Source organism: Phaeovulum sp., from assembly GCF_041596715.1.
Lineage (GTDB): Bacteria > Pseudomonadota > Alphaproteobacteria > Rhodobacterales > Rhodobacteraceae > UBA6213.
On sequence record NZ_JBFHIA010000271.1, the window covers coordinates 1 to 3730 of the forward strand.

Below are 3730 nucleotides of genomic sequence, written 5' to 3' on the forward strand. Positions count from 1 at the left end.
GGGCGATAATGCAAGCGCGCTGATCTACGCCTGCACCTATGCCGATTTTCAGGACATCGCCGGGGTCGAGGTTGTGGCGGTTACCGGCAACTCGATGGGATGGTATTCGGCCTTGGCCTGTGCCGGCGCGCTGAACGCCGACGCCGGGTTCGAGGTGGTTAACACCATGGGCACGCTGATGCAGCAGCATCTGATCGGCGGGCAAACGCTTTACCCCTTTACCGACGAGGATTGGCGACCAATTCCGGGCCGCAAGGCAGAACTGCTGGCGCTTGTTGAAAGCATCGCAGCCCGCCCCGGCCACGCGCTTGCCCTTTCGATCGACCTTGGCGGCATGTTGGTTCTGGCGGGAAACGAGGCAGGTCTGGCGGCGTTCGAGGCCGCCGTTCCGCCTTTGCAGAGCCGCTTTCCGATGCGCCTTGCCAATCACGCGGCGTTTCATACCGTGCTTCAGGCACCAGTAGCCGTCGCAGGCCGCGCCGCGTTGCCCGAGGCACTTTTCGAACAGCCGAAACTGCCGCTCGTTGACGGGCGCGGCGCGATTTGGTGGCCGGATGCCTCTGACCCTCTTGCGTTACGCAGTTATACGCTTGGCCATCAGGTGGTGGAACCTTATGATTTCACCCATGCCATCGCCACCGCCGCGCGCGAGTTTGCGCCCGACATCTTCATCATCACCGGCCCCGGAACAACGCTGGGCGGGGCTGTAGCACAATCGCTGATACTGGCGAATTGGGCTGGAATAGACACGAAAACTGCGTTTCAGGCACGCCAATCTAGTCGGCCCATCATCGCATCGATGGGCATCGAAGATCAGCGCCGCCTTGTCACCCAAAGGAGAGAATGACCATGACCGACCTTTTCGCCCGCCTCGGCCTGACCGCTGCCAACCTCAAAGGCGGCACGCTGGCCGTTCATAGCCCGATCGACGGGTCCGAGCTTGCCCGCGTGCGGGAAACAACTGCCGAAGAAATGCCCGCCGTGATCGCGCGCGCCGAAGCAGCGTTCAAGGCGTGGCGCGAAGTGCCCGCCCCGCGCCGGGGCGAGTTGGTGCGGCTTTTGGGCGAGGAATTGCGCGCCGCCAAGGATGACCTTGGCGCGCTTGTCACCTTGGAAGCAGGCAAGATCACCTCGGAAGGCCTTGGCGAAGTGCAAGAGATGATCGACATCTGCGACTTTGCCGTGGGCCTTTCGCGCCAGCTTTACGGCCTGACCATCGCCAGCGAGCGGCCGGGCCACCGGATGATGGAAACATGGCATCCGGCCGGGACCGTCGCCATCATTTCGGCCTTCAACTTCCCGGTAGCGGTCTGGTCTTGGAACGCGGCACTGGCGCTGGTTTGCGGCAACCCGGTGATCTGGAAGCCTTCTGAAAAAACGCCGCTGACCGCAATGGCCAGCATGAATATCTTTGCTCGTGCCATCGCGCGCTTTGGCGATGCGCCCGAAGGACTGGCGCAACTGGTCATCGGCGGGCCCGATGTGGGCGATGCGCTGGTCACTTCGCCGCAGATTCCGATCGTTTCGGCCACCGGTTCGACCCGCATGGGCCGCATTGTCGGGCCAAAAGTGGCGGCGCGCTTTGGCCGCGCGATTCTGGAACTGGGCGGCAATAACGCGATGATCGTAGCGCCCTCGGCCGATCTTGATATGGCGGTTCGCGCCATTGTCTTTTCGGCCGTTGGCACCGCCGGGCAACGCTGCACCAGCCTGCGCCGCCTGATCGCGCATAACTCGGTTCGCGAGGAACTCGTCGCGCGGCTGACGAAGGCTTACGCCAGCCTGCCGATTGGCGACCCGCGTGCCGCTACCACGCTGATCGGTCCGCTGATCGACCACGGCGCGCGCGACCGGATGCTGGCGATGCTTGAACAAGCGCGCAGCGAAGGCGGCACGGTGCATGGCGGTCGCGCCGTGGCCGAAGGCGCGCCGCAAGGCGGTGCTTATGTAGAGCCCGCGGTTGTGGAAATGCCCGGCCAGACTGCCGCAGTCTGCGCCGAAACCTTTGCGCCGATCCTTTACGTTTTGGGCTACGATACGCTCGATGAAGCGATTGCGCTGCAAAACGACGTGCCGCAGGGGCTTTCAAGCTGCATCTTCACGCTTAATCTGCGCGAAGCCGAAACCTTCCTTTCCGCGGCGGGCTCTGATTGTGGCATCGCCAACGTCAACATCGGCCCATCGGGCGCTGAAATCGGCGGCGCGTTCGGCGGCGAAAAGGAAACCGGCGGCGGCCGCGAAAGCGGGTCGGACGCGTGGCGCGGCTATATGCGCCGCCAGACCAACACGATCAACTATTCGGCAAACCTGCCGTTGGCGCAGGGCGTGAAGTTCGACATCTAGGGAGGATGTGATGGGTTTCAGCAAAATCGCGGTGCTTGGCCTTGGCAAGGTCGGGCACCTTGCAGCGGAGTTGCTGGTTGAGTCCGGGTTTGACGTAACCGGCATTGACGCGCGCATTCATGCGGGCCGATTTCCCAGCGTGCAAGCCGATCTGACAAATGCCGCAGGTCTAGAGGCGCTGCTGAAACCCTATCATGCAGTGCTTTCCTGCCTGCCCTATGCACTGAACAAAGAGGTGGCAAGCGCGGCGCACGCGCTTGGCATCCACTATTTCGACCTTACCGAAGACGTGCCGACCACCAAGCATATCCGCGAGCTTGCAAAGACCTCGCGCGGGCTGATGGCGCCGCAGTGCGGCCTGGCACCGGGGCTGGTAGGCATCATCGGCGCGGATTTGGCCGCGCAATTCGAACGCGTCCGCTCGATCCGCCTGCGGGTAGGTGCCTTGCCGCAAAACCCCACCGGGCTTTTGGGCTATGCCTTCAACTGGTCGCCGGAAGGCGTGGTCAACGAATACCTCAACGATTGCGAGGTCATCGAGGAAGGCGTGCAAAAAACCGTCTCTGCAATGGAGTGGCTGGAGACCGTCTATGTCAACGGCACGCGGCTAGAGGCTTTTACCACCTCGGGCGGGTTGGGCACGATGTGCGAAACCTATGCGGGGCGGATCGAAAACCTCGATTACAAGACCATGCGCTACCCCGGCCATGTGGAGTTGATGAACTTCTTCTTCCACGAGCTTTTGATGCGCGAAAACAGGGTCGAAGCAGGCCGAATCCTAACCAACGCAAAGCCCCCGGTCGAGGATGACGTGGTCTATATGCACGTTGCCGCCGAAGGCTGGCAGGCTGGGCAGCTGCGCCGCAAGGAATATGTGCGCGCCTGGAAGCCGATCGAGATTGGCGGGCGGTCGCGCACCGCGATTGCTTGGACAACATCGGCATCGGTTGTTGCGGTGATCGAGATGGTCCGCGCGGGTACGCTGCCGCAGAAGGGATTCCTCAAGCAAGAGGAAATACCCTTTGCACCTTACCTTGCCACGCGCACCGGGTCGCTGTTTTCCGCCTGAAACTGCATGGCCAGCCGCAAGGCACCATCCAGCGCATCGCCCAAAGGCGTGGCAATTGGCCAACGCCCCAAAAGCCGCGCTGCATAATGCGCCCCAAGGCCACCCAGAAATACCACCGGCAGGTCGCCCTCGGGCGGCTGCAATAGCGTTATGGCTGCACCGACCAGCGTGGTTGCGGCATCCATCAGGGCCAGCGCAGCCGGGTCGTCAAGCCCTGCAACGCGCGGTGCAAGTGCGGCGAAGTCGGCAGGGGTTGCCCGGGCGGCAAAGCCCACGATGCCCTGCGGCCCGCCAAAATCAGTGACTAATTCAGCCAAA

3 protein-coding genes and 1 pseudogene are annotated in these 3730 nt (G+C 62.7%); 3 read left to right on the top strand and 1 reads right to left on the bottom strand.

Annotation, left to right across the window (positions count from 1 at the left end; genetic code table 11):
- The 3 genes from ABY403_RS14410 to ABY403_RS14420 all read left to right on the top strand — a co-directional run.
- Nucleotides 1-847: ACP S-malonyltransferase (locus tag ABY403_RS14410; RefSeq protein ID WP_372841515.1), on the top strand; the 847-nt coding region annotated here is incomplete at its 5' end.
- A gap of 2 nt (nt 848-849) precedes the next feature.
- A complete protein-coding gene (locus ABY403_RS14415) occupies nt 850-2343 on the top strand; it encodes an aldehyde dehydrogenase family protein (protein ID WP_372841516.1) in 1494 nt (497 codons plus the stop codon).
- Nucleotides 2344-2353: 10 nt separating this feature from the next.
- Entirely contained in the window at nt 2354-3412 is a 1059-nt protein-coding gene (locus tag ABY403_RS14420) for a saccharopine dehydrogenase family protein (RefSeq protein WP_372841517.1), read from the top strand.
- Here ABY403_RS14420 and ABY403_RS14425 read toward each other — a convergent pair.
- Nucleotides 3373-3730: pseudogene (locus ABY403_RS14425) on the bottom strand (hypothetical protein); the annotation flags it as partial. The gene ABY403_RS14420 and the pseudogene ABY403_RS14425 sit on opposite strands and share 40 nt — an antisense overlap.

Bases quoted from the DNA above. Each gene is read 5' to 3' on its own strand.
- ABY403_RS14415 (WP_372841516.1), top strand. From the start codon at position 850: ATGACCGACCTTTTCGCCCGCCTCGGCCTGACCGCTGCCAACCTCAAA.
- ABY403_RS14420 (WP_372841517.1), top strand. From the start codon at position 2,354: ATGGGTTTCAGCAAAATCGCGGTGCTTGGCCTTGGCAAGGTCGGGCAC.